At 57.3% G+C, this 20,250-nt stretch carries 32 protein-coding genes; 15 read left to right on the top strand and 17 right to left on the bottom strand.

What is annotated here, in order from left to right; translation table 11 throughout:
- Positions 1-2: 2 nt before the first annotated feature.
- Genes AC0V60_RS10460 through leuC form a run of 4 tightly spaced genes read right to left on the bottom strand, consistent with a single transcriptional unit; the run spans position 3 to position 3,017 of the window.
- Positions 3-221 (bottom strand): isopropylmalate isomerase, encoded by a 219-nt coding sequence (locus AC0V60_RS10460; RefSeq protein ID WP_486178406.1) that lies wholly within the window; start codon positions 219-221, stop codon positions 3-5.
- Positions 222-267: 46 nt separating this feature from the next.
- Positions 268-678 carry a GFA family protein gene (locus AC0V60_RS10455; RefSeq protein ID WP_486178405.1) on the bottom strand — a complete coding sequence of 137 codons (411 nt, stop codon included), beginning with the start codon at positions 676-678 and terminating at the stop codon, positions 268-270.
- 16 nt (positions 679-694) lie between these two features.
- Positions 695-1,573, bottom strand: a complete 879-nt coding sequence (locus AC0V60_RS10450) for a hypothetical protein (protein ID WP_486178404.1) — start codon at positions 1,571-1,573, stop codon at positions 695-697.
- A gap of 4 nt (positions 1,574-1,577) precedes the next feature.
- Entirely contained in the window at positions 1,578-3,017 is a 1,440-nt protein-coding gene (leuC, locus tag AC0V60_RS10445) for a 3-isopropylmalate dehydratase large subunit (protein WP_486178403.1), read from the bottom strand.
- Between the two features lie 123 nt (positions 3,018-3,140).
- Between leuC and AC0V60_RS10440 the strand changes: the two genes are divergently transcribed.
- From AC0V60_RS10440 to AC0V60_RS10425, 4 genes are all read left to right on the top strand, one after another.
- A complete protein-coding gene (locus AC0V60_RS10440; RefSeq protein ID WP_486178402.1) occupies positions 3,141-3,551 on the top strand; it encodes an acyl-CoA thioesterase in 411 nt (136 codons plus the stop codon).
- Between the two features lie 74 nt (positions 3,552-3,625).
- Positions 3,626-4,441, top strand: coding sequence for a fatty acid desaturase (locus AC0V60_RS10435; RefSeq protein WP_486178401.1), 816 nt, complete (start codon positions 3,626-3,628; stop codon positions 4,439-4,441).
- Positions 4,428-4,928, top strand: a complete 501-nt coding sequence (locus tag AC0V60_RS10430) for a sterol desaturase family protein (RefSeq protein WP_486178400.1) — start codon at positions 4,428-4,430, stop codon at positions 4,926-4,928. Before AC0V60_RS10435 ends, AC0V60_RS10430 begins: the two co-directional genes overlap by 14 nt.
- Positions 4,929-5,055: 127 nt before the next feature.
- Positions 5,056-5,406 (top strand): hypothetical protein, encoded by a 351-nt coding sequence (locus AC0V60_RS10425; RefSeq protein ID WP_486178399.1) that lies wholly within the window; start codon positions 5,056-5,058, stop codon positions 5,404-5,406.
- Positions 5,407-5,422: 16 nt separating this feature from the next.
- Here AC0V60_RS10425 and AC0V60_RS10420 read toward each other — a convergent pair whose 3' ends face one another.
- The 12 genes from AC0V60_RS10420 to AC0V60_RS10365 form a co-directional block, all read right to left on the bottom strand.
- Positions 5,423-5,833 carry a SufE family protein gene (locus AC0V60_RS10420; protein WP_486178398.1) on the bottom strand — a complete coding sequence of 137 codons (411 nt, stop codon included), beginning with the start codon at positions 5,831-5,833 and terminating at the stop codon, positions 5,423-5,425.
- A 40-nt stretch (positions 5,834-5,873) separates the two neighbouring features.
- Positions 5,874-6,131, bottom strand: a complete 258-nt coding sequence (locus tag AC0V60_RS10415) for a hypothetical protein (protein ID WP_486178397.1) — start codon at positions 6,129-6,131, stop codon at positions 5,874-5,876.
- On the bottom strand, positions 6,128-6,466 hold the full coding sequence (locus AC0V60_RS10410) for a hypothetical protein (RefSeq protein ID WP_486178396.1): 339 nt from the start codon (positions 6,464-6,466) through the stop codon (positions 6,128-6,130). The genes AC0V60_RS10415 and AC0V60_RS10410 overlap by 4 nt, the downstream gene beginning before the upstream one ends.
- Positions 6,463-6,732, bottom strand: a complete 270-nt coding sequence (locus tag AC0V60_RS10405) for a hypothetical protein (RefSeq protein WP_486178395.1) — start codon at positions 6,730-6,732, stop codon at positions 6,463-6,465. The genes AC0V60_RS10410 and AC0V60_RS10405 overlap by 4 nt, the downstream gene beginning before the upstream one ends.
- Positions 6,732-6,899 carry a hypothetical protein gene (locus tag AC0V60_RS10400; RefSeq protein WP_486178394.1) on the bottom strand — a complete coding sequence of 56 codons (168 nt, stop codon included), beginning with the start codon at positions 6,897-6,899 and terminating at the stop codon, positions 6,732-6,734. The genes AC0V60_RS10405 and AC0V60_RS10400 overlap by 1 nt, the downstream gene beginning before the upstream one ends.
- Before the next feature lie 126 nt (positions 6,900-7,025).
- Positions 7,026-7,397 carry a hypothetical protein gene (locus tag AC0V60_RS10395; RefSeq protein WP_486178393.1) on the bottom strand — a complete coding sequence of 124 codons (372 nt, stop codon included), beginning with the start codon at positions 7,395-7,397 and terminating at the stop codon, positions 7,026-7,028.
- The gene (locus AC0V60_RS10390) at positions 7,394-7,753 is read right to left on the bottom strand and encodes a hypothetical protein (RefSeq protein ID WP_486178392.1); all 360 of its coding nucleotides are present in this window, start codon (positions 7,751-7,753) and stop codon (positions 7,394-7,396) included. The genes AC0V60_RS10395 and AC0V60_RS10390 overlap by 4 nt, the downstream gene beginning before the upstream one ends.
- Entirely contained in the window at positions 7,753-8,061 is a 309-nt protein-coding gene (locus tag AC0V60_RS10385; RefSeq protein WP_486178391.1) for a hypothetical protein, read from the bottom strand. Before AC0V60_RS10385 ends, AC0V60_RS10390 begins: the two co-directional genes overlap by 1 nt.
- A gap of 30 nt (positions 8,062-8,091) precedes the next feature.
- Positions 8,092-8,469, bottom strand: coding sequence for an envelope stress response membrane protein PspC (gene pspC / locus AC0V60_RS10380; protein WP_486178390.1), 378 nt, complete (start codon positions 8,467-8,469; stop codon positions 8,092-8,094).
- Positions 8,466-8,747 carry an envelope stress response membrane protein PspB gene (pspB, locus tag AC0V60_RS10375; protein ID WP_486179483.1) on the bottom strand — a complete coding sequence of 94 codons (282 nt, stop codon included), beginning with the start codon at positions 8,745-8,747 and terminating at the stop codon, positions 8,466-8,468. The genes pspC and pspB overlap by 4 nt, the downstream gene beginning before the upstream one ends.
- 27 nt (positions 8,748-8,774) lie before the next feature.
- On the bottom strand, positions 8,775-9,821 hold the full coding sequence (gene pspA / locus AC0V60_RS10370; RefSeq protein WP_486178389.1) for a phage shock protein PspA: 1,047 nt from the start codon (positions 9,819-9,821) through the stop codon (positions 8,775-8,777).
- Positions 9,822-9,832: 11 nt separating this feature from the next.
- Positions 9,833-10,000: a hypothetical protein gene (locus AC0V60_RS10365; protein ID WP_486178388.1), complete on the bottom strand. Its 168-nt coding sequence runs from the start codon at positions 9,998-10,000 to the stop codon at positions 9,833-9,835.
- Between the two features lie 193 nt (positions 10,001-10,193).
- On the opposite strand from AC0V60_RS10365, the gene pspF reads away from it, so the two are divergent.
- The 11 genes from pspF (at position 10,194) to AC0V60_RS10310 (ending at position 19,849) form a co-directional block, all read left to right on the top strand.
- Positions 10,194-11,249: a phage shock protein operon transcriptional activator gene (gene pspF / locus AC0V60_RS10360; RefSeq protein ID WP_486178387.1), complete on the top strand. Its 1,056-nt coding sequence runs from the start codon at positions 10,194-10,196 to the stop codon at positions 11,247-11,249.
- 132 nt (positions 11,250-11,381) lie between these two features.
- Positions 11,382-11,720, top strand: coding sequence for a hypothetical protein (locus AC0V60_RS10355; protein WP_486178386.1), 339 nt, complete (start codon positions 11,382-11,384; stop codon positions 11,718-11,720).
- Positions 11,721-11,750: 30 nt separating this feature from the next.
- Entirely contained in the window at positions 11,751-12,143 is a 393-nt protein-coding gene (locus tag AC0V60_RS10350) for a hypothetical protein (protein WP_486178385.1), read from the top strand.
- Between the two features lie 123 nt (positions 12,144-12,266).
- Positions 12,267-12,752 carry a PilZ domain-containing protein gene (locus AC0V60_RS10345; RefSeq protein WP_486178384.1) on the top strand — a complete coding sequence of 162 codons (486 nt, stop codon included), beginning with the start codon at positions 12,267-12,269 and terminating at the stop codon, positions 12,750-12,752.
- A gap of 188 nt (positions 12,753-12,940) precedes the next feature.
- Positions 12,941-13,519 carry a ribosome maturation protein RimP gene (gene rimP / locus AC0V60_RS10340; RefSeq protein ID WP_486178383.1) on the top strand — a complete coding sequence of 193 codons (579 nt, stop codon included), beginning with the start codon at positions 12,941-12,943 and terminating at the stop codon, positions 13,517-13,519.
- Entirely contained in the window at positions 13,519-15,186 is a 1,668-nt protein-coding gene (nusA, locus tag AC0V60_RS10335; protein WP_486178382.1) for a transcription termination factor NusA, read from the top strand. Before rimP ends, nusA begins: the two co-directional genes overlap by 1 nt.
- Positions 15,167-15,916 carry a DUF448 domain-containing protein gene (locus AC0V60_RS10330; RefSeq protein WP_486178381.1) on the top strand — a complete coding sequence of 250 codons (750 nt, stop codon included), beginning with the start codon at positions 15,167-15,169 and terminating at the stop codon, positions 15,914-15,916. The genes nusA and AC0V60_RS10330 overlap by 20 nt, the downstream gene beginning before the upstream one ends.
- Positions 15,917-15,997: 81 nt before the next feature.
- The gene (gene infB, locus AC0V60_RS10325; protein WP_486178380.1) at positions 15,998-18,547 is read left to right on the top strand and encodes a translation initiation factor IF-2; all 2,550 of its coding nucleotides are present in this window, start codon (positions 15,998-16,000) and stop codon (positions 18,545-18,547) included.
- Between the two features lie 140 nt (positions 18,548-18,687).
- A complete protein-coding gene (locus AC0V60_RS10320) occupies positions 18,688-18,858 on the top strand; it encodes a hypothetical protein (protein WP_486178379.1) in 171 nt (56 codons plus the stop codon).
- Positions 18,859-18,863: 5 nt separating this feature from the next.
- A complete protein-coding gene (locus tag AC0V60_RS10315; RefSeq protein ID WP_486178378.1) occupies positions 18,864-19,304 on the top strand; it encodes a PaaI family thioesterase in 441 nt (146 codons plus the stop codon).
- Positions 19,301-19,849, top strand: a complete 549-nt coding sequence (locus AC0V60_RS10310) for a DUF1697 domain-containing protein (protein WP_486178377.1) — start codon at positions 19,301-19,303, stop codon at positions 19,847-19,849. Before AC0V60_RS10315 ends, AC0V60_RS10310 begins: the two co-directional genes overlap by 4 nt.
- A gap of 64 nt (positions 19,850-19,913) precedes the next feature.
- Here the strand turns inward: AC0V60_RS10310 and AC0V60_RS10305 are convergent, their stop codons facing one another.
- The gene (locus tag AC0V60_RS10305) at positions 19,914-20,168 is read right to left on the bottom strand and encodes a hypothetical protein (RefSeq protein WP_486178376.1); all 255 of its coding nucleotides are present in this window, start codon (positions 20,166-20,168) and stop codon (positions 19,914-19,916) included.
- Positions 20,169-20,250 lie beyond the last annotated feature (82 nt).

Raw genomic sequence — 20,250 nt, 5'->3', positions numbered from 1 at the left:
GGTTAGTCGGTTTGGGGCGGCTCGCCTGAGGGCGCTGTGTCCGCCTGTGTCTCGCCGATGGCACTGTCTGTGGGCTTGGCCATAAAGCGCTTGCCCGCATAAAGCAGCGCAGCAGCGACAGCAGCTGAACCGATAGTCGCAGCAGCGCTAATGGCAGCTTTGCGGCCGTTTGAGGATTTCTCTTCTGAAGAGGCGTCGGGGGGAGGGGTTTTGTCGGTCATAGAGTCCACATGAGCGGCGATCGCGCGCTTTGCAAGAGAGCATCGTTCACAGGAAGGCGTCTACTCCCAATTTACCGGGCGCGCGCCGATGTTCAGCAGGCGCTTTTCCGAACCAATTTCGTCCATCGAGGAAGCGCGCTTCGATGCCGTTGAGTTGGGATGGCTCAAAAATGCGGACATTCACGCCTGCACGGTCTCCGTCAAAATGTTCTGTCGTCACCCAATGAGTGGTCGTACCGCATTGGGGGCAGAAATGCATTTCTACAGCTGGCTTAGCATAGTCGGTGCGCCGGTAGGTTTGGGTCTTGCCATCAAAGGTGACTTGGCCGCGTTCATAATAGCCCCAGACACCGCCTGTCTTCGCGCAAAGCGAGCAATCGCAGAAATTTACGAAGGGCGGAGCGTGAAGCACGGTGACGCTGACGGCACCGCAATGGCAATTTCCAGTTATGGCCACGTCTTTCTCATCTCATTCATCGTTCGTTTGACTGCTGCAGCACAGATGGCCGCTGAGTTGAGGATACCAGACCGGTCGGTGAAGCGAGCAGGCGTGCGGCCAGATCGGCGCGCGCCTCTGCGCGTCCCTCAATTAGATATTCAATCTCGTCTGGGAGAAGGATCGTAAGCGCAATGATGCGAATGCGAACGCCCTCAGCAAGCTCGCAGAAGTCTGGACGTTCTGGCACAGACAGATTGATGAGCGCTCCTACATTACCGTTTTGTGTGATCCAGCCTTCGGGCATGTTCGCAGGGGCGGGCAGCTCCATCGAGACGACCCCAAGCCGGTCCAAATTATCGTTTATTCCTCCGAAATTCGCCACATTTTGAGCGAAGTTTTCGATGAGTGAGTATTGCCAGCTTTTCGTGAGCTCGCCGAAATCGGCTTGCGTCAGTTCATCGCTTTCGATGTAGACTTCGCATTCGAAGCCTGCGTCGGGCATTGTTGTGCCAGAAAAGAGGTCGCTTAGCCCGTCTGAGGCGATGATTGTCCGCCCGTTCGGCCTGACGCGCAGATATGCTTGCCTTGTCGTCGGCCATGCAGGACCGCCTTGAAATTCGGGGCTGATCAGATGAGCGATTACATCATCATCGACCGGGCCAATGCTCTCCCACATGGCGCGCCGTGCTGCGGCGAATTCAGCATAACGTGGGTCATCGGGCTCATTAACATCGAGGCCGGGCTTATTAGCATCGAGGCCGGGCTCATTAACATCGAGCCCGGGCTCATTAACATCGAGGTCGGGCTTATTAGCATCAAGGTCGGACTCATTGACTTTGAGGTCTGGCGTTTTGGTGTCGCCTTGAGAGGCCTTGCCGCGCCCGTGCCCGAACAACTTCCTTAAAAAACTCATGGAATCAAAGCTCCCTCACGTCCGCCAGCCTGCCTTTCACCGCCGCCGCTGCGGCCATGGCCGGCGAGACGAGGTGCGTTCGCGCTCCCGGTCCCTGACGGCCCACGAAGTTGCGGTTGCTGGTTGAGGCGCAGCGTTCGCCCGGCGGCACTTTGTCGGGGTTCATACCGAGACACGCCGAGCATCCCGGCTCGCGCCATTCAAAGCCTGCGTCTGTGAAAATACGGTCTAGCCCTTCGTCTTCAGCCATCGCCTTCACGAGGCCGGAGCCTGGAACCACAATGGCCCAGCGCACGTTGCCCGCTTTGTGCTTGCCTTTGAGCACATTAGCAGCGGCCCTAAGGTCTTCGATCCGGCTGTTGGTGCAAGAGCCGATAAAGATGTTTTCAACCGAGATATCGGTCAGCGGGGTGCCAGGGGTTAGCCCCATATATTCAAGGCTCTTGGCCGCCGCTGCCCGCTTGTTCTCATCCGCGAAACTTTCGGGGGCAGGGACGAGGCCCGTGATCGGAAGAACGTCCTCTGGGCTGGTGCCCCAAGTCACGCTGGGCGCGATCTCAGCGGCATCAATCACAAACGAGCTGTCAAACACCGCGCCTTCGTCGGTATGCAGCGTTTTCCAATAGGCGAGCGCATTGTCCCAATCATCACCCTTGGGGGCCATGGGGCGGCCTTTAAGGTAGCGGAATGTGGTTTCATCAGGCGCAATCAGGCCAGCGCGTGCGCCGCCCTCGATGCTCATATTACAGACCGTGAGGCGCTCTTCGACGCTCATCGCCTCAAACACGTTTCCGCGATATTCGATCACGTGACCGGTGCCGCCAGCTGCGCCAATGCGGCCGATGATATGCATCACCACATCCTTGGCAGTGACGCCCGCGCCAAGCTCGCCTTCGACGCGCACCTCCATCGACTTGGACTGTTGGAGCAGCAGCGTTTGCGTCGCGAGCACATGCTCCACCTCGCTCGTGCCGATACCAAAAGCGAGCGCGCCAAGCCCGCCGTGGCTTGCCGTGTGCGAGTCGCCGCAAACAATGGTCGCGCCGGGCAGAGAGAAGCCTTGTTCCGGGCCCACAACGTGCACGATCCCTTGCTCTGCATCTGCATCACCAATGTAGCGGATGCCAAATTCGGGCGCATTCTTTTCAAGCGCCTCCAATTGCGAGGCGCTTTGCGGGTCCTCAATGGCGATCTTTTCCCCAGCCGCATCGCGGCGCGCAGTGGTGGGCAGATTGTGGTCTGGCACCGCCAGTGTCAGCTCAGGCCGGCGCACGGTCCGCCCTGCCAAACGCAGCGCTTCAAAGGCTTGCGGGCTGGTCACCTCGTGGACCAGATGGCGGTCGATATAAATAATAGCGGTGCCGTCATCGCGGGTCTCGACCACATGGTCGTCCCAGATTTTTTGATAAAGCGTGCGCGGCTTGCTTGGGGGGCTTGTTGGCATTTGCTGGTCTTTCAAGTGTCTTGTGACCGGCGATAGACGCGACTGGCGTGCCCGTGCAAGATTAGGTGTCTCTACTCAGCGAATAGGGCTGGAAAATTCTCCGGGACGTGCTAACTGACAAGAATGTCAGCAACGTCTTTTCATTTTCCGATCAAAGTGCTCCCCGAGGACATTGATTTCATGGGGCACGTCAACAATGCGCGCTACCTCAATTGGGTGCAGGATGCTGTGCTGGCGCATTGGCAAAAGGTCGCGCCCGCTGATGAAGTTGCGGCCAAAGCTTGGGTCGCTTTGAAGCATGAGATCACCTACCGAAAGCCTGCTTTCCTCGATGACGCCGTCATCGCGCAGACGGTGCTTGAGCGGTATAACGGCGCGCGCGCATTCTACCGGACGGTGATCAGCCGGGGCGAAGATGTGCTTGCCGAAGTGCAATCGAGCTGGTGCTGCATTGACGCAAAAACCCTGCGTCCTGCGCGAATTGGCGAGCACTTGCGCGAGTTCTTTTTTGCCGAAATCTCTGAGGGCGAATAATCTCTCCTTGGCGTGCTTGCTCCCAAGCGCCTATACCCAGCCAAATGACCGCCCATAGCGCATCTTCCGGCACAATGACCGCCTCTTTCACTCTGCCTTCGAAAGCCTCACAAGGGGCAGTGGGTCTCGCGCTGGGCGCTCTTATCGCGGGAAGCTGGCTTGGCATTCACGCCTATGCGATGTTCGTGTTTGAACTCACTTGGCAAACGCTCCCGCTCGCTTTGGCGATGGCGATGGTTCAGTGCTGGCTCTCTGTGGGCGTGTTTATCGTGTGCCATGATGCGATGCATGGGACACTGGTTCCTGCCAATCCTAAGCTTGGCGCAGGGATCGCGACCGTGCTTTTGTTCTTCTACGCAGGCTTCGGGTGGAAAACCTTGAGGGACGCGCATCACACGCATCACCGGCTGGCTGGCCATACGGGCGATCCGGACTTTGATGAGGACAACCCAAGCCATTTCGGCAAATGGTATTGGACATTTTTCAAGCGCTATTTCGGCTGGCAGTCGCTTGTTTTCGTCCACACAGTGGTCGCGATTTACTGGCTCGCGATCGGCATCCCAATGGTGCAGATTGTACTTCTTTACGGAGCGCCGGCGCTGCTGTCCTCGCTACAGCTTTTCTATTTCGGAACCTTTCGCACGCATGCCCACCTTGAGGGAGAACCCTTTGCCGATGATCACAACGCGCGAAGCGACCGTTTTGGCATGCTGCTGAGCCTCGCCACCTGCTTTCACTTCGGCTATCACCTCGAACATCACCGCAGACCGGATGTGCCTTGGTGGGCATTGCCGAGTGCGCGGCGAGCTGGGATCGGAAACATGCTAGGCCCGAAGGAGCAAGTAGGGGCCAAAACTATAGGGGACGGGGCTGCGCATGACCTGGCTTGAGGCAATCGCGATGACACTGGGCGCTCTCATCTTTATGGAGGTGTTTGCCTGGTGGGCGCACAAATACATCATGCATGGATGGGGCTGGGGATGGCACCGCGACCATCATGAGCCGCACGGCAACACCTTTGAGAAGAACGATCTTTACGCAACCGTATTCGGCACAATTAACGCGGCCATGTACATTTTCGGCTCACTTTATTGGGAGTGGCTGTGGTGGGCTGCGCTCGGCGTCAATCTCTACGGCATCGTATATGCGATTGTGCATGATGGTCTCGTCCATCAGCGTTTCTTCAAATGGGTGCCCAAAAAAGGCTATGCCAAGCGGCTGGTCCAGGCCCATAAGCTGCACCATGCCACGATTGGAAAAGAAGGCGGAGTAAGCTTTGGCTTCGTCATTGCGCGCAATCCTGCCAAGCTCAAGGCAGAACTTAAACGTCAGGCCATAGCGGGTATCGCGGTAGTACGAGACAGCGCCGGGGCCTAGCTGGCGAAGGAGTTGCTCTTGCACAAATGGTCCCCTGTATTTAACCCAATATGGCAAAGATAACGCCAAACAGTGCGCGAAGGTGTGCGTGCGTGAATGCTAAGGTTCGTACGGGCGGGAGAGCCAAATGCCGACCACAATTGAGGTAAAGGGCCGCTGGAAAGGTGGTTACCGGTATTTTGCTTCTGATGATCTGGGTGAAATGCCGTTTCATGCCCGCTTAGCATGCAAGAACGGGGTGTTATCCGGTATGATTATCGAGCCGCATTTTACGGTTAAGGGCGACATCAAGGCTGAGATTATCGGCACACTTGATGAAGACGTGATCCAGTTTGAGAAGCGGTATCTTGCGAGCGGGGACGAGTTCAGCCGGGTGATCCACTATGACGGCAGAGTTTCAGCTGATGGCACAAATATCACCGGGACGTGGCGGCATGAAGATGGCAGCGGAAGTTTCGAAATGACGCGGGCTAGCTGATACCTTTTCGCGCGCACTACCCAGCCAGCCGGGCGGCGTGTTCTTGCACTAAGGCGATCATATTGGGGACGCCCTGTGTGCGATTGCTCGAAAGCTGGTTTTTGAGGTCAAAGGGCGCAAGCACGCCGGTGACGTCCATTTTTGCAACCTCCTGTGCGGGTTTGTCCTGAACAGCGGCAATCACCAGTGCAACGATGCCTTTGGTGATGGCCGCATTGCTGTCCGCGAGGAAATGAAGGGCGCCATTTCCTGATGTGTCGGTAGGATAGACCCACACTGCCGCCGAACACCCACGCACCAGGGTCGCATCGGTTTTAAGCGCATCGGGCATGGCTTCAAGCTCACGGCCCAGCTCAATCAGCAATGAGTACCGCTCATCGCCTTCGAGAAATTCATATTCTTCTAAGATGTCTTCAAGTGATCGCATGGATCCGCATGTAAGCCAGTCGCGCTAAAGCTCAACCCGCTTAAAGTTCGACACCGCTGGCAATCGCTTCAAGCTTCTTGATCCGCTCTTTCATATCGGCCAGCTCAATGCGCGCGGCTCCTGCGCCCGCGCCGCCCTCGATTTCGGGCGCATCCAAGGTCCGGCGCGCTGCCGAACGATCCAGTTCCTGACGTTTGAGGTCAAGCCAGCCTTGCCAGGCGCGAAGGAGAGCGAAAGCGACCACACAGATACCCACAAGGCAAGCAGCGGCAATTACAAGACTTGGTTCCAACATCATCGGCTCTGCTCCTTTTCATCTAAAGAGGAGGGGAGGGGAATTCCATCATCTTCAGGTGCGCGAAGAGCCTCGATTTCTGCAGAAATCCGGGCGCGCTCGCGGGCATCCAAAGTGTTGTTATCGGTTGCAATGCGTTCGAGCACATGAAGACGCTCTTTGAGCTGCTTCATCTCGGTGCGTATCTGTTCGTTCTCGGCCTTCGATTGCGGGTCATTGGCGCCAACAAAGGTTTCATTGCCGTCCTCATCCGAGATAATCCCGGCCTTCGCCTTCGCCATCTGGACAATGCCCCAGACAACGATCCCGACAATAGCAAAGATAGCCCATCCGCTCATTGCGAACCCTCCTTAAGCGTGGGGGTCTGGGCCGTGCGAAGCGCCTCGATCTCTTCGGCCAAATCAACCGAGCGGTCCGTGGCAATGCGTTCGAGCACGCGCAAGCGCTCTTCGAGGTTCGAGTTTGCAGCCATGTCCACCGCGCGGCGATTTTTGGATGTGCGGGTCCAGCGCGCTGCGAAATACACAGCGCCGCCAGTAACTGCAGCCACCACAGCCGAGATCTGTATGGCATCAAACATAAGAGCGGTATCAGGACCAAACATCAGCTGTTCTCCTTCTCGCGGCGCTCGCTTACATCCAGCCGCAAGGCCTCAATCTCATCGGACAATAGAGTGCTGCGATCTGTGGCGAGACGCTCAAGCACTGCGAGGCGTTCCTCAATCATCTCTGTGCGGTCGTTCAGATCCGCATCCCCAGTGCGTCTGAGCATTGCGCTCCATTTCGAGCATTTCTCGCTTATGCTTGAGTACGGTGTCCACAATAGCGCTCACCGAAATGCCGATAATCATCAGCATCAAGACGATGGCTGGAAATATGATGAGGAGGTCGCTGTCCATTATGCGTTGCCCACCGTCTTTTTGGCGTCTTTCTGGTGCTCAAGCGAGCGCAGATTGTCGATCTCGGATGAGAGTTGATAGCTCCCGTCTGTCACGATCCGTTCCACATTGGCGAGCCGGTCTTTGACCGAGCCAAGCTCTGCGCGAAGTTCCGCATTCTCTTGGGTAAGCAAGGTCACGCGCTGCTTGGCTTCGTGGTCGGTGGTCGGCTTGATGGCCTGACCCCAAGCCCCTTCGAGCGGATAGCCATGTTTAATGCGAAGGCGGGTGGTATGGATCCAGCCAGCGACGCTCATTGCACCCAGCGCAAGCGCGCCGCCAATGATCCAAGGCAAATTGGGGACAATGATTGCAGCAGCATCGACGCTCATGAGCGGGGTTCCTTTGACTTAATGTTGAGTGGGACACCGGCATCATTCTTGGCAGGTACGCCTTGCATGGGTTTGTCTCTGAGGGCTTCGATCTCATCAGCAAGGCCGTAGCCTTTATCGGTCACGATCTTTTCGAGCACGATCATGCGATCCTGCATAGAATCAAGCTTGCCATTGAGCTCGGCGTTTTCAGCCTTCAGGCGCTTGGTTTCCGCCGTGTCGCTGGGCTCGGTCATGCCGCCCCACTCATTTTCGAGGGAATAGCCGTGCTTGGCGCGGATCCAATTGTTGATGATCCAGCCGGCGGTGGAAAGCGCAATGATGCCGAGCACAAATTCAGGGCTGCCCCAATCCATCACGCTTTCTCCTTCGAGGAAATATCGAGCGGAACACCGGCGCCATTGTCTTCAACCTCGCGGGTGTCGCGAAGGGCCTCGATCTGGGTTGCCACATCATAACCGCGATCAGTCACGATGCGTTCGAGCACTTGGACGCGGTCTTCGAGCTTGGAGACTTGGGCTGCGTATTGCGCCGCCTTTTCGGCGGTCGCATCGGCCGTTGCATCCATTTGCAGCTCAGCCATTTTTTGTTGGTGTTTGAACCAGATCGCGAAGATCGGGATCGAAATTCCGGCAATCGGAACGAGATAGGCCCAGTCCCACATGAGTATTCCCCCTTCGTGTGAAAAGATGGCTTAGCGCAGTTGCTCGATTTCCTGTGTCAGGCGCGGGTTGTTGCTGACGTAATAGCTTTCGACATCCGCCAGCCGCCGGTCGATATCGCGGAATCGAGCGCGGATTTCGCGGGCAGTGCGCGTCGGGCTTTGGCGGACGCGCTGCCAGTACCGCTCTTCCTGCTTGTCGTCGCTGTAGAGATGCGGCGGCTTTTTCTGGAGCACGAATGAGGCGATGAAGTATCCAAAAAGGGTCAGCCCTTGCGTCATGAATATCGAGAGAAAAGCAGCAAGGCGTATCCAGAACACATTGACGCCCGTGTAATCTGCAATCCCGGCGCACACGCCTGTGATCTTGGCGTTGTGCTTGTCGCGGTAAAGCGAGGTGCGGCTGTTCATGACTGGGCTCCTTTTTTCTCTGCGATAAGCTGTTCAAGCTCGCGCAGTTGCTGATTGTCTGTTTCCTGGTCGGCCTGAAGGCGCTTGACCGGATTGAAGCTGGGATCGTCGGTAGCAACAAGGCGTTCGACGGTGTCCATGCGCTCATCCAGGCGTTTGGCGAGGTTGTAGAGCTCCTCCAAGAGCACTTCGTCATCCGACGTGATGGTCGCAGCAGTCTTCCATCTCGTGGTGTAGTGCAGGATCAGCCACGGAAGGCCGATGAATAGCACGATCATTAGAAAAACAACTTCGGTTGGCACGGCTTAGGCTCCTTTGTCTGCGTCAGGTTTCCCGAGCAGTTTCTTCATTTCTTCAAGTTCATCATCAATCGCGTCTTGGCCCTCGAGCGCGGCGATTTCGTCTGACAGCGAAGGTGGTCCCTCATTGCCAATCGCAATCGCATCAGCGCGGCCTTCGGCGTAATCGACACGGCGTTCCATCTGATCGAACTTGCTCAGCGCATCATCGGTGCGCTCTGTGCTCATCAGCGAGCGTAGTTTCACGCGGTTCTCAGCGCTCTCAAGGCGCGCTGCGATCTGTGTCTGGCGGCTGCGCGCTTCGCGAAGACGCGATTGCAGCTTTTGGATATCCACTTCGTAAGCCCGCAAAGCATCGTCGAGCACAGCGATCTCTTCTTTAAGCTGATCCGCCATGCTAACCGCTTTCTTCTTTTCCACCAACGCAGCGCGCGCAAGGTCCTCGCGGTCCTTTGACAATGCAAGCTGCGCTTTGTCCGCCCAATCGGCCTGAAGCCGGTCGAGTTTTACCACATGGCGGTGCATCTCTTTTTGGTCAGCAATCGTGCGTGCAGCAGACGCGCGCACCTCGACAAGTGTCTCCTCCATCTCGAGGATAATCATGCGGATCATTTTCTGCGGGTCGTCCGCTTTGTCCAGCATATCGGTAAAGTTTGCAGCGATAATATCACGCGTGCGGCTGAAAATGCCCATAAAGGCTGCTCCATCAAGAAATGGGTTTGTTTTGTTCTTCGCGTTCGAGCCCGGTCCATTCGGCGAGTCGTTCTCGTAATGCGTTGCGGGGAGACTTTGCGTCGGGGTGGGGCTTCGGCGCAAGGCCTCGATTTCCGCATCCAGGCGAGAAACCTTCTTTTTCTCCGCAGAGGGGTGGGCCGAAGCGCTGCTTGAAGTCTCTGAGTGCAACGGGGACAGCACGTCGTCGAATACCGCATCAAGGATATCGTCATCGACGGGACTTTTAGCAGGCTTTAGGGGCGTGCCTGCCTTATCGGCTGTACGCTCCGGCCCGGTGGGACCTTGGGGCCCATTGGGAAGGTCATCTCGTTTGGTCACAAAAATCGGCCTTACGCCATCTCGGCCAGAACAGCTGTGGTTCCAGCAGGCTGCGCGAAGTGCGCATCTTGTGCGACAAGGTTCATTTGAGTGGTCAAAGCGACCATCGCAGTCATCGCAACAACGCTCGCCAAAGAAGCTTGGCCCAGTTTGGTTTGGAAGAAAGCTTTGGTGTACATTTTGGTATCCCCGTTTGATGTTTCAGTGTTGCTCGATACTTTGCAGAAGGTGTGCCAAAGAGAATAAGACATTGAATAATGGTGCTATTTCTCTGAATCCTCAGTTTTACCCCTAGCGACCATTGCCAAGCATTGGGAAAAATTCCTATATGTTGGCCATAAACACCGAGTGACGAGTTTATGAGGGAAGCGGGTGGAGCGCGAAAACCAATTTATTGGCCAGTCTGGCGCATTCCTCGACGCGGTTGAACGCGCGTCGAGAGCTGCTCCCATGAGCCGTCCGGTTCTGGTCATCGGCGAGCGCGGCACCGGCAAAGAGCTGATCGCTGAACGTCTTCACCGCCTGTCCAACCGCTGGGATGAGCCGCTGGTAACGATGAACTGCGCAGCGCTGCCTGAAACACTAATTGAAGCAGAGTTATTCGGGCATGAGGCAGGCGCCTTTACCGGGGCAACCAAGGCGCGTGCTGGGCGGTTCGAGGAAGCTGATAAGGGCACGCTATTCCTCGATGAACTCGGTACGCTGTCGATGGGCGCGCAGGAACGGCTCTTGAGAGCGGTCGAATACGGCGAAGTCACCCGCATCGGGTCCTCGCGACCGGTGCGGGTCGATGTGCGCATTGTGGCAGCAACCAATGATGACCTTCCCGCCCTTGCAGCGTCTGGCGAATTTCGCGCTGATCTTCTCGACCGTCTTAGCTTTGAAGTGATAACATTGCCGCCTTTACGAGTGCGCGAGGGGGATATTGCGGTTTTGGCCGAATATTTCGCGCGCCGCATGGCAACCGAACTTGAATGGTTTGGCTGGCCCGGCTTCGCGCCTCATGTGATGGAACAGTTTGAGAACCACGATTGGCCGGGCAATGTGCGCGAGCTTAGGAATGTGGTGGAGCGCGCGGTTTATCGCTGGGACGATTACGAGGCGCCAATTGCCTATGTGCAGTTCGACCCGTTTGAAAGTCCCTGGAAACCGGCGGCGCCCTCGCACCGCAGGTCTGATAGCAGCGCTGCTGCTGCCATTGCGACCGATGCCGGCACGGTAGCAGCCACCAAAGGCGCGCCAGGTGATCAATTGGAAAAGGTCGATGACCTTCGTGCAGCCGTTGACGCGCACGAGCGGGCAATTGTTGAGCACGCGCTTGGCAAGCATCGCTGGAACCAGCGCCAGACTGCCAAAGCGCTCGGGCTAAGCTATGATCAGCTCCGCCACGCGATTAAGAAGCATGGCCTTATGGAGGGGCAGGAGTAGCCTGTTGGTTTGAAAGCCTAATTCCAGCCACGCATGCGCGTTTCTTTCACAGGTCGTTTACTACTAGCGGTTAAAACTTCCCGTGCGCCCGGTTGCGATTGCGCGACCTTGGCGTGTTGGAGGGAGGCCGATATGCGTGTTCTTGTCGATCTGGTCGACAGCTTTACCGGAATGGTGCGATTCATAATTCTGGCGGTAGTGATTGTGGGCCTTGGCATCACTTTAATCCTCACAGCCGGTGCGTCTTATGTGGCGCCTAAAGTCGCCGAGGGTGTCAGCGAACGCGCGACGGTGCTCGGCGAAAGGGCTATAGAAGAAGCGCGGCAGGCAGCGCGCGAGCATGAACTTGCGCAAGATGGTTGGGGCTATGGTTCTGCAGATGGCGGCACCGACAACGGCCGCGGTTTAGGCGCGCGCTCTCGCGACCCATACGCCTCGGCCGATGGCGGCTGGGGTGATGATCCGCGCTGATAGCGATAAGCAGGTTATGGAGCTGGTGGCATGGCTTGCCGCACAAAAAAGAATGATAACCCGGCCGCGCAAGCACTTACAGCAAAGCGTGCCGCGCCGCGTCTGCCTCTAAGTTTACCGGGCACTTTGATTTCGACACTCGGCAATGTGCGAGTGATTGTGACTAATCTGTCAAAAACAGGCGTGCTGTTTGCGATCCGCGAGCCGCTTCGGGTGGAAAGCGCCGGTTATTTGCGCTGCGGCCCTGTCGATCATTTTGTCATCATCAAGCGCCAAAACATCGGGGAGAATGCCGCCATATTTGAAATTCCGGTGACTGATACTTTCGTGGCTCAGGTTCGGTTATTTCAAAAGGATTTCGCTCTCAAAGAACTGCGTGAATTGCGCACCACCGCGCAGACTTGGACCGGAATGGTCAGGTAGCACCAAGCGAAAAACCCCGCAGCAGTGCCGGTCTGATAAAGGTGAGGCGGTACACGCATACGCGATTGTCCTTAGGTCAGCTTTTCTTCTGGGTTGACCCTATTATTTTATTGCTCATTGATCATGGGCGTCTCGAGAGCTTCTTTACAAAATGCAGTCGGCAATGACCGCGCAAAGGCTCTCAAAAAGCGCACATTGAAAGTGCGGCTCCAGCAGGTTCCCCAGCAAACACCGTCAGAAACCAACACGACCACCGGGCGCCGAAGCGCCGCCCGTCTGCGCCTGTCGATCCCAGCAAAGCTGGTCTCGCTTTATATAACACACCGCTGCATTTTGCTCGACCTATCATGCACAGGCGCTCAATTGGGGTTGGAGAAGCCTTTGTACACCCATGAAACCGCATTCCTGCAAATTGGCGGGCTTGAGCTGTTTTGCGATGTGGTGCGCTGCGCTCAGGGGCCTCATGGGGGGATCAGTGGTCTTGCGTTCGACCCTCCTCTTGCAGACAAGGATGTGCTCGATATGCGCAAATTCGCTGAGACCTATCGCAGCGATGAGCTGCGCGAGCTTCGAGCAGAGGTGAGGGACTGGGTCGCAGGGGTGAGCTGAAACCGGCGTTAATGGTTGGGGAAGCGTCGTTATAGGGCTTGCCAATCTATAGCATTGCGCCTACTTGGCTTCTCATCCCGACATTGTCGAACACAACAAGGGCTGGCGCCGCGAGGGGCCGGCACGAGACGGCATTGTCAGACACGTATACAGCTGAAGCCACACTTAAAGAGTATTGCGCCGACCAAATGACTGATGCCGCCCGTCTTTCCGCATTGATTGAACCCGAAGCGCAAGCTTTGGGATTTGAGCTAGTGCGCGTGGCGATGATGCCTTCTGAGGCGGGTGATGGCGGTGAGGCTTTGCAGATCATGGCCGAAGACCCTGCGACGGGTCAGCTGGTGATCGAGCAATGCGCTGCCCTTTCGCGCCGCGTGTCCGATATGATGGATGCGCGCGAGGAAGCGGGCGAACTTTTGGTCGAAGGCGCGTATCACCTTGAGGTGTCATCGCCGGGTATCGACCGCCCTCTGACGCGGACCAAAGACTTTGCCAATTGGGCAGGGCACGAGGCGCGCATTGTTATGACCAAAGGTTGGTCAGGCGATGAAACGGACAAGCGCGTATTTAAAGGTGAGCTAAACGGCATTGATGCTGATATAGTGACGCTTACCGACTCCAAAACGGGCAAAGTTTCGCTTCCCCGTGACCAAATTCACAGTGCAAAGCTTGTCCTTACAGACGCGCTGATCGCTGCGACAAAGCCGCTTGATACAAGCGGCGCTGACGAAATCGAAGAAGAAACCAAAGAGAAGGCAGACGACTGATGGCCAGTGCCATTTCCGCCAATAAAGCAGAATTGCTCGCAATTGCGAACGCCGTTGCATCGGAAAAGATGATCGACAAATCCATCGTGATCGAAGCGATGGAAGAAGCGATCCAGAAGAGCGCGCGTAACCGCTATGGTGCAGAAAACGACATCCGCGCAAAGCTTGACCCTGTCACAGGCGATCTGACGCTGTGGCGCGTGGTTGAGGTGGTCGAAGAGGTCGAGGACTACTTCAAGCAGGTGGACCTGAAACAGGGTCAGAAACTGCAAGAGGGCGCAAGCGTTGGCGACTTTATTGTCGATCCGCTGCCTCCGGTAGATCTTGGCCGCATTGATGCGCAGTCTGCAAAGCAGGTGATCTTCCAAAAGGTCCGCGATGCAGAGCGTGAGCGTCAGTTTGAAGAGTTCAAAGACCGCGCCGGCGAAGTCATCACCGGCGTCATTAAGTCGGTTGAGTTTGGCCATGTGATCGTGAACCTTGGCCGCGCAGAAGGCGTCATCCGCCGCGATCAGCAGATCCCGCGCGAGGCCGCCCGGGTGGGTGAGCGTGTCCGCGCGCTCATCACTAAGGTTGAGCGCAACAATCGCGGTCCGCAAATTTTCCTCAGCCGCGCTGCACCTGATTTCATGCGCAAGCTGTTCGCCCAGGAAGTGCCTGAGATTTACGATGGCATTATCGAGATCAAAGCCGCCGCCCGCGATCCGGGTTCGCGCGCCAAGATCGGCGTGATCAGCCACGACAGCAGCATTGATCCTGTTGGTGCCTGTGTGGGTATGAAGGGAAGCCGTGTTCAAGCCGTGGTGCAAGAGCTCCAAGGTGAGAAGATCGACATTATTCCATGGTCAGACGATGCTGCGACATTCATCGTAAACGCGCTGCAACCGGCGACGGTTGCCCGCGTGGTTCTCGACGAAGACGATGGCCGCATTGAAGTGGTTGTGCCTGACGATCAGCTGTCCTTGGCGATTGGCCGCCGCGGTCAAAACGTGCGTCTCGCCAGCCAGCTGACCGCTCAGCAAATCGACATCATGACCGAGGAAGAGGCTTCCGAGAAGCGCTCCAAGGAATTTGCTGAGCGTTCGAAAATGTTCGAAGAAGAGCTCGACGTCGATGAGACGCTCTCACAGCTTCTCGTGGCCGAAGGCTTCGCTGAACTTGATGAGGTTGCTTATGTTGAGCTGGCCGAGCTTGCCTCTATCGAAGGGTTCGATGAAGAACTCGCCGAAGAGCTGCAAAGCCGCGCGCTAGAGGCGATTGAGCGTGCCGAAGAAGCCTTCCGTACCACTCGCCGCGAAATGGGCGTTGAAGATGCGATTGCGGAACTCCCGCACCTGTCTGAGGCGATGCTGGTCGTCCTTGGCAAAGCGGGTCTCAAAACGCTCGACGATGTGGCCGACCTTGCGACCGATGAATTGATCGCCAAGAAACGCGAAGCGCCGCGTCGCCGCAACAATAACCCCGATGGTCCGCCCATGCGCAAGCCCCCACAGCGCGAGCAGGACAAGGGCGGCGTTTTGGGTGAGTTTGGCCTTTCAGAAGAGCAGGGCAACGAAATCATCATGGCCGCACGTGCACACTGGTTCGAAGACGAGGACGGTCAGTCTGCGTCTGCAGACGCGGAACCAGCAAGTCAGGAGGCCGCCGATGCGGACTCCCCACAATGAGTGCGTAAGCTCCGACACCACTGAAAAACCAGCTCCCGGAAGCGATTCCGGGAGTGATCGGTCCTGTGCGTCATCTGGCCCTGAGCGCAAATGTGTTCTTTGCGGAGAAAGCTTCCCGCGTGACGAGCTGATCCGGCTCGCCATTTCGCCTGCCGGCGAGGTGCTGCCTGATCCGCAAGGGAAGGCTCCTGGCCGCGGCGCGTGGATTGCGCCCGACCGTGAGCGCCTTGAAAATGCTATGGCTGATGGCCACTTCAAGAAGGCGCTTCTTCGCGCATTTAAGGGCGGGCCAGAAGGAAGCAGGCTTTCCTACAGCGATCAACTTGCGCAACAGATCACCGATGCGCTCACTCGCACTTTGCTTGATCGGCTTGGCCTTGAACGTCGCGGCGGCAACATCGTGATGGGCTCTGCCAAGCTTGCCGAACACGCCCGTTCTGGCCGCATCGCGCTGCTTTTGCATGCAAGCGACAGCAGCGAGGATGGGCGCAAGAAGCTTGATCAGGCGTGGCGCGTGGGCACTGACCAGGAGGGGTCTGGGGAGCGCGGAACAGTCTTGCCACTGGACCGCGACGCCCTCTCTGTGGCATTGGGCCGCGAGAATGTCGTGCATTTGGGGGTTTCGGGGCGAAATGGTGGTCCTAAGACCGCCGCCAAATCGGCTGACGCCAGAGTGGCCCGCGACGTCACCCGCCTCTCACGGTTTTTGGGGAATGATCCCCCGACGTGAAGGTCTATGGCCGAAACGACACGATATACGCGCGCCCACAAAGGCCGCAAAAAAGAGATTTTTGAAGGACAATTGAGCTAGATGAGCGACGAAGAGAAAAAACCAGCCCGCAAACCACTCGGCCTGAAAAAGGCGGTGGACGCTGGCGAGGTCAAGCAGACCTTCAGCCACGGCCGCACCAATAAGGTGGCGGTAGAGGTGAAGCGCCGCCGCAAGCTCCTGAAGCCCGGCGAAACGCCTGCCCCTGTGCCAGAGCCAGCGCCCGCACCGGTCCCTGCGCCCACACCTGCTCCCGTGGCCAAGGCGCCTGCGCCTAAAAAGCCAGCCGCCTCGGACGAAACGCCGCAAGAACGCGTCGCCCGTCTTCAGCGTGAGGCTGAGGAAGAACGTCTGCGGATGACGCAAGAAAACCGCAAACGCGACGATGAACGTGCAAAGCAAAACGCTGAGGAGGCTAAGAAGCGCGAAGAGGACAATCGCAAAGCCAAGGCAGAGGCCGAAGAGCGCGCTAAGCAGGAAGCCGAAGCTGAGGCACAGGCCGAGGCTCAAGCAGCCGAAGCGCCGGCAGAGGCCCCTGCACCAGAAGCAAGGTCCGGCACGCCGACACCTGCGGCGCGTAAATTCACACCCGTTTCGCGTCCCGAACCCAAGCGGCCTGAGAAAAAGGCAGCGAAGAAGAAAGACGACAAGGGCGCGGTTAAGGAGACAGGCGGCGGCAAGGACAAGCGCCGCTCTGGCAAGCTGACCGTTACCAAGGCTCTGAACGAGGACGAAGGCCGCCGCGCGCGCAGCCTCGCCGCGCTCAAACGCGCGCGTGAGAAAGAGCGCCGGATGCAAGGCGGCGGAGGCTCCTCCAAGCCGCGCGAAAAACAAGTGCGCGATGTTATCGTGCCCGAAGCCATCACCGTTGGCGAACTCGCCAAGCGCATGGGCGAAAAGGGCGCAGACCTCGTCAAAGAGTTGTTCAATCTCGATATGATGGTGACGGTCAACCAGACAATTGATCAGGACACAGCGGAACTGCTCGTCGAACAATTCGGCCACAATATCGAGAAGGTCTCAGAGGCCGATGTTGACATTCAGATTGAAGAGGATGTTGATCCTGAAGAGACGCAGAAACCGCGTCCGCCGGTTGTGACCATTATGGGCCACGTCGACCACGGGAAAACCTCGCTGCTTGACGCTCTTCGCGGTGCCAATGTCACCAAAGGCGAAGCGGGCGGCATTACCCAGCATATCGGTTCGTACCAGATCACGACCAAAGACAAGCAAAAGATCACTTTCCTTGATACGCCGGGCCACGCAGCTTTTACTGAGATGCGCCAGCGCGGTGCGAATGTGACCGATATTGTCGTGCTGGTGGTGGCTGCCGATGATGGCATCATGCCTCAAACGATTGAGGCGATTAAGCACACCAAGGCCGCAGGCGTCCCGATGATCGTTGCGATCAACAAAATGGATAAGCCAGAGGCGAACCCGGACAATGTGCGTAACCGCCTGCTCGAACACGAAGTGATCGTCGAGAAAATGTCGGGTGATGTGCAGGATGTTGAAATCTCTGCGATCAAGAAAACCGGTCTGGATGACCTGCTTGAGGCGATCAATGTTCAGGCCGAACTGCTTGAACTTAAGGCACGCCCAGACCGCGATGCAGACGCAACCGTGATCGAAGCGCAGCTTGATAAGGGCCGCGGTCCTGTGGCGACTGTGCTTGTGACGCGCGGCACTTTGAAGCGCGGTGACACCTTCGTTGTTGGGACTGAAAGCGGCCGTGTGCGCGCTGTGGTCAATGACCAGGGCAAGCAGATCAAAGAGGCTGGGCCTTCCATGCCGGTCGAGGTCCTTGGCCTTGGCGGCGTGCCATCGGCAGGCGACCGCCTGACCGTGGTGGAGAATGAACAGCGCGCCCGCGAAGTCGCCTCCTACCGTCAGGAAAAAGCGACCGAGAAGCGCACGGCGCTTGCGCCAACCTCGTTCGACACGATGTTCAACAATCTGGCGAGCAACGTCATCGAATGGCCTGTTCTGGTCAAAGCCGACGTGCAAGGCTCGGTTGAGGCGATCGTCAATTCGCTCCACTCGATCTCCACCGATGATATCAAAGCGCGCGTCCTGCACGCAGGTGTCGGTGCGATTACGGAAAGCGATGTGACACTGGCAGCGGCGTCCAACGCGCCAATTGTCGGCTTTGGCGTTCGTCCAAACGCAAAAGCGCGCGAGCTTATCAAACGCGACGGCGTGCGCATGATGTATTACGATGTGATCTATCACCTCACCGAAGAAGTCGCGAAGGAAATGGCCGGCGAGCTTGGTCCAGAGCGGATCGAAACCGTTGTTGGCCGGGCCGAGGTCAAAGAGGTCTTCCGCTCAGGCAAGAAAGATAAGGCCGCAGGTCTCCTCGTCGAAGAGGGCGTTATCCGCAAAGGTCTGTTTGCGCGACTTACCCGCGAAGATGTTATCGTCTCGGCGACCACCATCGCATCACTGCGGCGCTTTAAGGACGACGTGGACGAAGTCCGCTCTGGTCTCGAATGCGGCGTAGTTCTGGAAGACACGAACGACATCAAGCCGGGCGACCAGCTCGAAGTCTTCGAAGTCGAGCTTCGCGAGCGCACGTTGGAGGTTGGGTGATCTAACTCCCCTCCCGCAAGCGGGAGGGGTCGGGGGTGGGCGTGGGCCTGAGAAGGCCCACCCCGCTGCGACTAAGCCCGCTTACGCGAGCCAAGTCTCACTGCCCCTCCCGCAAGCGGGAGGGGATTATGGGGAGTGAAATGACTGACGACGACAGCCGCTATATGAGCGATGAGCAAATCCGGGCACGCGAGGAAGCTAACAAGCCTTGGTGGAAGAAGACACGGGACGGGATCCTTGATGGTTGCTTCTCGATTGGAGCGGTTGCTTTTGTGTTGGTAGGCACGCCTGTCTGGTGGACTTTTGGCTGAGCGAAATGACGCAAAAATACATCCACCCCAAGGACGCGGATACCTCTCCGCACACCGCCCTCCTTGGCTCTAAATTCGTCGATTTCGACGCGGAAACCCAAACCGCCACCATGCACTTCACCGTGCGGCCAGAGATGGTCACCCATCGCGGCGGGGTGCAGGGCGGGCTTGTCGCAGGCTATCTCGATGATGTGATGGGCTATGCCTATGTCGCCTCCACCAATGGCGCAATGGCACCGCTTAACCTCGAAATTTCGATGAGCCTTATCCGGCTGATCCCGGAAGGGCCTCTGATAGGCAAAGGCCGGGTGGTGAAGGGTGGTCGCAAGGTTGTGATCCTCGAAGGCGAGCTGTTCTCCGAAGATGGCAAGCTGATGGCGCGCGCAACCTCGACGGCGCTGCCGACCTCGCGGCCTAGTTCAACCAACACCGGGCTCGACGTGTGAGCCGTTACCTCGCCCTGCTCGGTTCGATCAATATCGGCGGCAACCGCGTGAAGATGGTCGATGTGAAGGCGGCCTTTGCCGATGCAGGATACGGGGAGGTCACAACAATCGCGGCCAGCGGGAATGTGGTGCTGGATAACGACCAAGACCCCGCCATGCTCGAAATTGCTCTGGAAGACCTCATCAAAACCCGCTTTGGTTTCAATTCCTGCGTCATGGTCCGCACCCGCGATGAAGTGCGCGCGGCTATTGAGGAAAACCCCTTTCACGGAACTGGGCCCGAGCATGGCACCGACAAGATGGTGCATTCCATCTTCCTTAGCCAGCAGCCCGAGCAGTCTGCCGTCGATGCGCTGATCGAAGAACACCGCTCTAAAGGCAGCGAGCGGCTGGCGATTGGGGACCGGGTGCTATTCCTCGACTATGTCCACGGCGTTGGCGTGTCGGACCTATCAAGCAAATTTCTGGAGCGACGCATCAAGGTCAAAGGAACCGCACGCAATATGAACTCTCTCAAGAACATCCTTGCAAAAATGGGCGGATGACGACATTCGCCACCCGCCCATCCAAGAGTCATTAGGGGAATAATGCTCTTATTTGCGTGCCGGTTTAGCGGCTTGTGCGTACGGCCACGTTGACCTTGCCAGCGAGCGCTGAGCGGTTGCGTTTCTCACGGGTCTGTTGAGACGCTTCCCTGCTGCGCTCCACGATGATCGTATCGCCAACCGTTTCGTTGCTAGATGCAAGGTTCATTTCATGACGCGCCTGCGAGCCTGGAGTGCCAACTTTTTGCGCGGCTGAAGCGGAGGTAGCAATTGGGGCGATAAGAGCGGCGGTTACAAGCATAATAGTAAGGTTTTTCATGGGGATTTCCTATCTTTACTGTATTTAATAAATTCTGTTCATTAGGCTGAGGTTCAATTTGGTATGAGCCTTTCTTATTCAG

The sequence above is a fragment of the Erythrobacter sp. S259 genome (genome assembly GCF_057364965.1).
The sequence above is the reverse complement of the archived record's forward strand: the minus strand, read 5'-3'. Positions and strand labels throughout refer to the sequence as shown.

Excerpts from the sequence above, each read along its gene's own strand:
- AC0V60_RS10315 (WP_486178378.1), top strand. The coding sequence starts at position 18,864 with ATGACGCAAAAATACATCCACCCCAAGGACGCGGATACCTCTCCGCAC.
- AC0V60_RS10460 (WP_486178406.1), bottom strand. The coding sequence starts at position 221 with ATGACCGACAAAACCCCTCCCCCCGACGCCTCTTCAGAAGAGAAATCC.
- AC0V60_RS10355 (WP_486178386.1), top strand. The coding sequence starts at position 11,382 with ATGCGTGTTCTTGTCGATCTGGTCGACAGCTTTACCGGAATGGTGCGA.
- AC0V60_RS10400 (WP_486178394.1), bottom strand. The coding sequence starts at position 6,899 with ATGCTCAGACGCACTGGGGATGCGGATCTGAACGACCGCACAGAGATG.
- pspC (WP_486178390.1), bottom strand. The coding sequence starts at position 8,469 with ATGAACAGCCGCACCTCGCTTTACCGCGACAAGCACAACGCCAAGATC.
- AC0V60_RS10390 (WP_486178392.1), bottom strand. The coding sequence starts at position 7,753 with ATGGATTGGGGCAGCCCTGAATTTGTGCTCGGCATCATTGCGCTTTCC.
- leuC (WP_486178403.1), bottom strand. The coding sequence starts at position 3,017 with ATGCCAACAAGCCCCCCAAGCAAGCCGCGCACGCTTTATCAAAAAATC.
- pspB (WP_486179483.1), bottom strand. The coding sequence starts at position 8,747 with ATGATCGTGCTATTCATCGGCCTTCCGTGGCTGATCCTGCACTACACC.
- AC0V60_RS10430 (WP_486178400.1), top strand. The coding sequence starts at position 4,428 with ATGACCTGGCTTGAGGCAATCGCGATGACACTGGGCGCTCTCATCTTT.
- AC0V60_RS10425 (WP_486178399.1), top strand. The coding sequence starts at position 5,056 with ATGCCGACCACAATTGAGGTAAAGGGCCGCTGGAAAGGTGGTTACCGG.
- AC0V60_RS10435 (WP_486178401.1), top strand. The coding sequence starts at position 3,626 with ATGACCGCCTCTTTCACTCTGCCTTCGAAAGCCTCACAAGGGGCAGTG.
- AC0V60_RS10320 (WP_486178379.1), top strand. The coding sequence starts at position 18,688 with ATGACTGACGACGACAGCCGCTATATGAGCGATGAGCAAATCCGGGCA.
- AC0V60_RS10305 (WP_486178376.1), bottom strand. The coding sequence starts at position 20,168 with ATGAAAAACCTTACTATTATGCTTGTAACCGCCGCTCTTATCGCCCCA.
- rimP (WP_486178383.1), top strand. The coding sequence starts at position 12,941 with ATGACTGATGCCGCCCGTCTTTCCGCATTGATTGAACCCGAAGCGCAA.
- AC0V60_RS10365 (WP_486178388.1), bottom strand. The coding sequence starts at position 10,000 with ATGTACACCAAAGCTTTCTTCCAAACCAAACTGGGCCAAGCTTCTTTG.
- AC0V60_RS10330 (WP_486178381.1), top strand. The coding sequence starts at position 15,167 with ATGCGGACTCCCCACAATGAGTGCGTAAGCTCCGACACCACTGAAAAA.
- infB (WP_486178380.1), top strand. The coding sequence starts at position 15,998 with ATGAGCGACGAAGAGAAAAAACCAGCCCGCAAACCACTCGGCCTGAAA.
- AC0V60_RS10415 (WP_486178397.1), bottom strand. The coding sequence starts at position 6,131 with ATGATGTTGGAACCAAGTCTTGTAATTGCCGCTGCTTGCCTTGTGGGT.
- AC0V60_RS10410 (WP_486178396.1), bottom strand. The coding sequence starts at position 6,466 with ATGAGCGGATGGGCTATCTTTGCTATTGTCGGGATCGTTGTCTGGGGC.
- AC0V60_RS10350 (WP_486178385.1), top strand. The coding sequence starts at position 11,751 with ATGGCTTGCCGCACAAAAAAGAATGATAACCCGGCCGCGCAAGCACTT.
- AC0V60_RS10450 (WP_486178404.1), bottom strand. The coding sequence starts at position 1,573 with ATGAGTTTTTTAAGGAAGTTGTTCGGGCACGGGCGCGGCAAGGCCTCT.
- AC0V60_RS10385 (WP_486178391.1), bottom strand. The coding sequence starts at position 8,061 with ATGTGGGACTGGGCCTATCTCGTTCCGATTGCCGGAATTTCGATCCCG.
- AC0V60_RS10395 (WP_486178393.1), bottom strand. The coding sequence starts at position 7,397 with ATGAGCGTCGATGCTGCTGCAATCATTGTCCCCAATTTGCCTTGGATC.
- AC0V60_RS10345 (WP_486178384.1), top strand. The coding sequence starts at position 12,267 with ATGGGCGTCTCGAGAGCTTCTTTACAAAATGCAGTCGGCAATGACCGC.
- AC0V60_RS10440 (WP_486178402.1), top strand. The coding sequence starts at position 3,141 with ATGTCAGCAACGTCTTTTCATTTTCCGATCAAAGTGCTCCCCGAGGAC.
- AC0V60_RS10420 (WP_486178398.1), bottom strand. The coding sequence starts at position 5,833 with ATGCGATCACTTGAAGACATCTTAGAAGAATATGAATTTCTCGAAGGC.
- AC0V60_RS10405 (WP_486178395.1), bottom strand. The coding sequence starts at position 6,732 with ATGTTTGGTCCTGATACCGCTCTTATGTTTGATGCCATACAGATCTCG.
- nusA (WP_486178382.1), top strand. The coding sequence starts at position 13,519 with ATGGCCAGTGCCATTTCCGCCAATAAAGCAGAATTGCTCGCAATTGCG.